Origin of the sequence: Microcoleus sp. B3-D2 (assembly GCF_036705345.1) — a bacterium.
Classification (GTDB): domain Bacteria; phylum Cyanobacteriota; class Cyanobacteriia; order Cyanobacteriales; family Microcoleaceae; genus Microcoleus.
This window is the reverse complement of sequence record NZ_JAUBUG010000135.1, coordinates 1-6,405: the sequence shown is the minus strand read 5'-3', so window position 1 is coordinate 6,405 and position 6,405 is coordinate 1. Positions and strand designations below refer to the sequence as shown.

The window sequence follows — 6,405 nt, the reverse complement described above, 5'->3', positions numbered from 1 at the left end:
TCCTGAAGCTTGAGTGAGCGATCCGAACCCTACCCACATTCCCCAGCTTTTGTCAACTCTTTTAATTGATGACACACCCTAGGCAGAAATTGGTTGTTTTGTTTGTTTTGATTAAAATTTAATCACTAACTAATGTAATGTCCAAATTAGCATGGCCAAGCAACGATCGAAATCTGATTTACCGACAAAAATGTGTCCCGTGTGCGATCGACCTTTTACTTGGCGCAAAAAATGGGCTGACTGCTGGGATGAGGTCAAATACTGCTCCGAACGTTGTCGCCGCCGCCGTTTGGCGGCTCAAGATTAAGAATTTAGGGCAAGTTGCTCGATCGAAGCTAAGATTGCAAAGGAAAAATTTTAGGTATTAGGTTATAAATTATGGCATCGCAACAAGTGCAACCAAAGTTAGTTATTCACGGCGGTGCGGGCAGTTCTCTACATAGTAAAGGCGGAATTGAGGCGGTGCGGAAATCGCTTTACGATGTTTTGGAGGAAGTTTATCCGCTGCTGAAAGACGGTGCAAGTGCCGTAGATGCAGTGGTGCGGGGCTGCCAATTGTTGGAAGATGACCCGCGATTCAATGCCGGTACTGGTTCTGTGGTGCAGTCGGACGGTCAAATTCGGATGAGTGCTTCGCTGATGGACGGTTTGATGCAGCGTTTCAGCGGGGCGATTAATGTTTCTCGCGTTCAACATCCGATCGAACTTGCTCAATTTTTGCAGCATTCGGACGATCGGGTTCTCTCTGATTTTGGTTCGGCGGAATTGCTGCGAGAACTTCAATTGCCGATTTACGATCCGATGACGGATTTGCGCTTGCACGAGTGGATGCAGGAACGCCAAGGCAATTTTAGCAAAGCAATGGCTGACGTGGTGGCGGAACCGGCTGGTATGGGTACGATCGGAGTCGTAGCTTTGGATGTTAATGGACGCTTGGCTGCTGGGACTTCGACTGGCGGCAAGGGTTTTGAGCGGATTGGCCGGGTTAGCGACTCGGCGATGCCGGCGGGAAATTACGCGACTGGAAATGCGGCGGTAAGCTGTACGGGGATTGGCGAGCACATTATGGACGAGTGTTTGGCCCCGCGAATTGTGATTCGGGTAACGGATGGTTTGAGTTTGAAAGCTGCTTTTGAGCGTTCTTTTGCTGAAGCTGACGATCGTCAACGGGATTTTGGCGCAATTGGAATTGATGCTAGCGGTGCGATCGCTTTCGGCAAAACTAGCGAGGTGATTTTAGGTGCTTTTCACAACGGTATGGAAATGGGCGATACTTTGGAAATGGGCAAGGGAACGCTGATTTTTATTGCTTAGGCAAAGATTAGATTTGTTGCTTTTGTTGGATGCGATCGCGCGGCGAATACGCGATCGCATGATTGGGACTACCTCCTGTTTACGTCTTAACCGTCTTGGCGGTAGCTATACATAACATGAGTTCAAACGATATTAAAGAATTAGCAGAACTGCTTCGACGCTTGCGGCAAGAAGATAAAAATCTTCGCGTGTTCGGCGCAGATTCTCACCAATACAAACTGGGACAAACGCTTGCGGAAGCCGAGTTGCAGAGTTTCGAGCAGAAACATAAAATCAAGCTGCCCGAAGATTACCGTTTATTCTTGAAAGAAATTGGCAACGGTGGAGCAGGGCCCTTCTACGGTTTGGAGCTTCTTGAAAAGGCCGCACAGTATCGCGATTTGAGCAAACCATTCCCCTTCACCAAAGCAACAGACTCTTATTCAGATGAGGAGTTGGAGGAGTGGGGCGATAGAGACGAATATCCCGGCGTGTTGGAGTTATGCCATCAGGGGTGCGCCATCTACTCTTATCTCGTTGTAAACGGCCCCGCACATGGCACGATTTGGAACGGCAGGGAGGATTTCTATCCAACGGAATTGTCTTTTGGCAGATGGTATCGCCGCTGGGTTGAGAAGGCATTGCGGACTCTTGAGAATGAGCCGCTTGTGGATAAGCTCGCATTGGGAATGTCCAAGGAACAAATCTTAGTGGCAGCGGGAGGCGACTGGCAAGAACGAAAAGCCCTTCGTAACTCAATTTATTTCTTTGAAGCTCCAGAAATCCCGGCTCAACTTGAGTTAAACGAAGACAGGATAGTTATCAAAATCAATCTTTGGCCTTTCATATTAGCGCAGCCATAGGAAGGGCAGCATTACGCCATAATTAATAACCTCCTAATTGCCTTGACGGTTGCTATAATACCCGCTTTATTTTTTATTCTCTTAAAGAAGGAGGAAAGTTTGTTTAGTTTGAGGTAAAAAGCGATTTTAATCGCCGAGTGACACCGAAGATAACTAACCTGGATTTGGTATAAAAAACCTTAAATCAATTATACTACAAAAAATTAAGCGATCGCCCGTCACCTCTGCAATCTTAAATCCGCAGTTGCCAAAGTTTAACTGTACCATTCTCCCCGCCGCTGACGAGAGTTTCGCCCAAAAGCCCGATCGCCACTGCAGAAACAGGACTAGAATGTCCATCTAAAGTATGCAGCAATTCGCCACGAAAATTCCAAAGTCTAACAGTACCGTCAAAACACCCCACGGCCCAGTATTTCCCGTCGGGGCTAATTGCGGCGGCGGAAGTGATGCGAATTCCTGCGTGCACGGAATGCAATAATTCGCCTGTTTGCAAATTCCACAGTTTGATAGTTTGGCCACCATGATTGACAAGAATTTGGCTATCGGAAGAAATCGCTACATAATTTTCGCTGCCAAATGTTCGTCTCACTTCGCCTCCCGGCAATTCCCACAAAGTGACTGTGGCGCGACAGAAACCGCTGGCTGCATTGAGACCGCTGGCTACTAGCATTTTGCCGTTGGAGCTCAGGGCGATCGCACTTATGTCATCCCCTTGATAGCCTTCCAAAACTTGCAGCAGTTGGCCACTGTTGAGGTGCTGAAGCTTGATGGTGCCGCGGGTGGTGCCGATCGCCAAAATTTGCCAGTCGGGGCTGACGGCGACGGATTCGTGGCGGTGCACGTCTGCCAAACGCTTCAGCAGTTCGCCGTTTTGCAGGTTCCAGAGTTTGACTGTGCCCGCGCGCGATCGTGTCAGCAGCGTTTTGCTGGCGGGACTGAAAGCCACTAGCAACACGGCTGTTGAATGTCCGAAAATCGTCTGCCGCAGTTCCCCGCTGTGCAAACTCCAAATTTTCACTGTACTGTCCTCAGAACCCGTTGCCAGTAATTGTCCGTCGGGACTGATAGCTGCAGACAAAATCCTGTCTGAATGGTGGAGAGTGGCTTTTAAGATGGCGCCAGTTGAGGTTTTTGGCTGCGTTTTATACCCTGCTATTTCCAGCCAGTCGATCGCATCTCTCCAATTTTTGAGAGCATTTCGGGGCCGCTTTGTCAATAATTCTATGTATCGGTACAAACTTTTTGACAAATCAACTTCGACACCTTTGATTTGTTTGTTGAGAAAAACCGCAATTTCGGCTGGGCTGTAGCCGCACAGCAAGCCGCAGAGGTGTCGCTTTTCTACGGGTGTCAGCCCTCTTCTGGCGTGGGGGGCGAATTCTTGTTTGGCCTTTGACAAGTCGGTGTAAAGCTTTTGGATGTCCCAGCCGTTGCTTGCGCGTGCAAATGGTTCTTCTGGCGGATCGAGTGTAGAGGGTATCATTTGCGGCAGTCGCGATCGAGTTCCTAGTCAAATTCCTAACCAAAATCCTAACATTCGCTGTGCGCGATCGAACTGTTTTCACCGCTAATCTATTTTTAACACAGCAAACAGGGGAATGAGTTTCAGGTAGAAAATCCGCTCCTTTACAGTTTGCAAAATAACTATACATCAATCGGAGAAATAGAAAATGCCTGGTATTGCGATCGCCTTATTTTTCATCCTAGGTTTAGTTTTAAGTCTTGTTGGCTATTTTTGGGGATTAGTTCAAGCTTTTGGACAGGAAACTCTTTGGGGAGTGCTTTACTTGCTTGTCCCATTTGCCTCATTGGTTTTTCATTTTAAAAATTGGAGCGATGTCAAAATCAGAAAAGCATTTTTAATTCAATGTGGTGGATTGCTAATGTTTGTATTAGGAGGCATTACTACTTCTGTATTTTACGGCCAATATTTCACGACAAGCTCTCAGTCTGGGGTTAATGTAGAGCAGGGACCTAGCGAGCAATCGCCCTCTTCTTTCCCCTCTGATTTCAACACTTATCCATCACCAAGTCAAGAGCCATCTCCTGCTTCCCAGCCTAATTTGGGTACTGGGGGCGGTCAACAATATGACTTCAATCAATCGATGCAGCTTGGGAAATTAGCCTACAAGAACGGAGACTATCAAACAGCTTTAATCAATTTCAACAGAGCTGTACAAGCAAATCCAGGCGATGCTGAGGCCCTCAAGGGTGTGGAGGATACCAAAAAGGCGATCGGCCAAAGCCGGGTCAAATAATCCACAGCTTTAAAATTTGCGATCGCGCTAGCTTTCAATACCCTAGTCCACATTCACTTGAAATTAATTAAATATAAAATCATGAAACAGACATCAGACAAGCTCGAACTCCTCGAAATGTTAGGATTTTGGATACAGCTATTAGTTGGGGGTAGTTTTTTAGCATTCGGTTTGTCTTTCGGCGGTCTTTTCGGTTATTTATTTGCTGCACTTGGTTTGCTTGTAGTGATATTCGTAGAGATTGAGACAATTACATTTGATAAAAATCTCGGTTATATGACTATCAAGCGGCATAAACCACTCATTGCCAAAACGAAACTTATCAAACACCTCCTTCAAGATATTTCAGGTGTGGAGATACAGGAGATGTCAGGTAGCGAGAGTAATACCTATCGTGTCTGTCTGGTGTCGGAATCAGGCAAGCGACGTGTTCCTCTAACTTCTTCCTTCACCAGTGGTTTGAGAGACAAACAGAAAAAAGCCGAAGTCATTGCGACATTTTTGAATATCAGAAATTACGGTCTTGACGGCTTTCCCAGCCAACAAATTTTTAGCGAAGAACTTAAATGGGAGACTATAGAGGAGGAGATTGTTCACTGGGAAAGTGCAATCAAAAGTGACCCTAATGATGCTCATGCTCACATGAGATTGGGATTAGCTTTGATTAGCCAAGAGAAAACAAAAAATAAAGAACAAGCAATGGGCTACCTAAAACAGGCGGAGGCTCTTTTCAAAAGTCAAGGCTATGACGAGGAAGCAATGCAGGCAGCCCAACTTTACGGCGTTGTTTATTGGGGGATGGTTGGAAAGTGACGTTCAGATTCAGTCTTGGATACACTCCGACGCTTAGAAATCGGGTTTTTTACAGAAATTGATGGTTTTCACCAAGTATTTTGGTTAAAAAACCCGGTTTCTGGCCACCATTGCGTCCAGGACTGTCTTGGATACACTCCGACGCTTAGAAACCGGGTTTTTTACCGAATCGCTGGCTGAAACGAAGTCTTTTCTATGTTATGCGAGGTTTGTTTGCTAATGAATGAGGGCTCTCGCCTATCTTTAGGCGGTAGCTCAAATCAGAAAGAGCCACAAAAAATTGCTGATTTGATTCGCAGCTACCTCGACGGGCGATCCATCTGAATATATACATAGACCTAAAAAGCTATCTGCCAAGTTTTGTGAAAATTATCAATTAATTAAACGGGAGTTGATACCGATGATAAAAATAATTCAAAAAACCGACCATCTTCTCAAGCTTGAAAATGAAATAAGTTGGCTAATCCCTGCTGTATCGGTGACAGGATTTTCAGGAATACTCCTGTCAATAATACTTATCACGATGTCCTCTTCTGGAGTGGAAAGACTTTCGTGCAAAATAATTGAGCCGAAATTCGCAAGTTGCGAAATCAGCACATCAAGTTTTATGGGATTAGTTAAAGGGGAATTAAAGTCCATCGAACAAGTCAAGGAAGCGAAATTTGAGACAATAGATAGTACCCATAGCGAGGGCTACTCAACTTCTGTGGACAATGTATTTCTCGTAACCAACCAAGGGAATGTTCCGCTATCGTACCAAACTGCTAAAGATGCAGAGTTGTTCAATAAATATATACAAAGCTCTGTCGGTAAATTCGTAATAGAAAAAGATAATCGATTATCAAAATTAGGCTCGATAATTGTTCAGAGCTGTTTTATCGTTTTGGGTTTTGCAGTAATATATTTTTTGTTTCACGATTTATTCAGTGTTAAAACTTACATTTTTGACAAAAATAAAAGAAGTCTAACTATTAAACAAAGGGGGATAATGGTTAATGAAAAAAGGGAGATAAGGATTAATGAAGTGACCGAAAAATCGCTCAGTGAAATTTCTGAAGTTGAATTAAAAACAGTTTATGTACACAAAACAGAACATATGTCCCAATACGGTTCAGTTAAGGCTCAAATAGTGGTAAATTAGGTATGGTGTCCAAAAATGGAGAGCAAGTAAGGTGCAT

7 protein-coding genes are annotated in these 6,405 nt (G+C 44.9%); 6 read left to right on the top strand and 1 reads right to left on the bottom strand.

The window, feature by feature from the left end; translation table 11 throughout:
* Positions 1-151 precede the first annotated feature (151 nt).
* The 3 genes from QUB14_RS27815 to QUB14_RS27805 all read left to right on the top strand — a co-directional run bounded on the left by QUB14_RS27815 (position 152) and on the right by QUB14_RS27805 (position 2,156).
* Positions 152-307, top strand: a complete 156-nt coding sequence (locus QUB14_RS27815; RefSeq protein ID WP_006631540.1) for a DUF2256 domain-containing protein — start codon at positions 152-154, stop codon at positions 305-307.
* A gap of 71 nt (positions 308-378) precedes the next feature.
* A complete protein-coding gene (locus QUB14_RS27810; RefSeq protein WP_190662370.1) occupies positions 379-1,314 on the top strand; it encodes an isoaspartyl peptidase/L-asparaginase in 936 nt (311 codons plus the stop codon).
* A 116-nt stretch (positions 1,315-1,430) separates the two neighbouring features.
* A complete protein-coding gene (locus tag QUB14_RS27805) occupies positions 1,431-2,156 on the top strand; it encodes an SMI1/KNR4 family protein (RefSeq protein ID WP_333221336.1) in 726 nt (241 codons plus the stop codon).
* A gap of 232 nt (positions 2,157-2,388) precedes the next feature.
* Here QUB14_RS27805 and QUB14_RS27800 read toward each other — a convergent pair whose 3' ends face one another.
* A complete protein-coding gene (locus QUB14_RS27800) occupies positions 2,389-3,639 on the bottom strand; it encodes a WD40 repeat domain-containing protein (protein WP_333221339.1) in 1,251 nt (416 codons plus the stop codon).
* Between the two features lie 187 nt (positions 3,640-3,826).
* Between QUB14_RS27800 and QUB14_RS27795 the strand changes: the two genes are divergently transcribed.
* From QUB14_RS27795 to QUB14_RS27785, 3 genes are all read left to right on the top strand, one after another.
* Positions 3,827-4,414: a hypothetical protein gene (locus QUB14_RS27795; RefSeq protein ID WP_333221341.1), complete on the top strand. Its 588-nt coding sequence runs from the start codon at positions 3,827-3,829 to the stop codon at positions 4,412-4,414.
* 81 nt (positions 4,415-4,495) lie between these two features.
* The gene (locus tag QUB14_RS27790; RefSeq protein WP_333221343.1) at positions 4,496-5,227 is read left to right on the top strand and encodes a hypothetical protein; all 732 of its coding nucleotides are present in this window, start codon (positions 4,496-4,498) and stop codon (positions 5,225-5,227) included.
* A gap of 400 nt (positions 5,228-5,627) precedes the next feature.
* Positions 5,628-6,368, top strand: coding sequence for a hypothetical protein (locus tag QUB14_RS27785; protein ID WP_333221345.1), 741 nt, complete (start codon positions 5,628-5,630; stop codon positions 6,366-6,368).
* Positions 6,369-6,405: the final 37 nt, after the last annotated feature.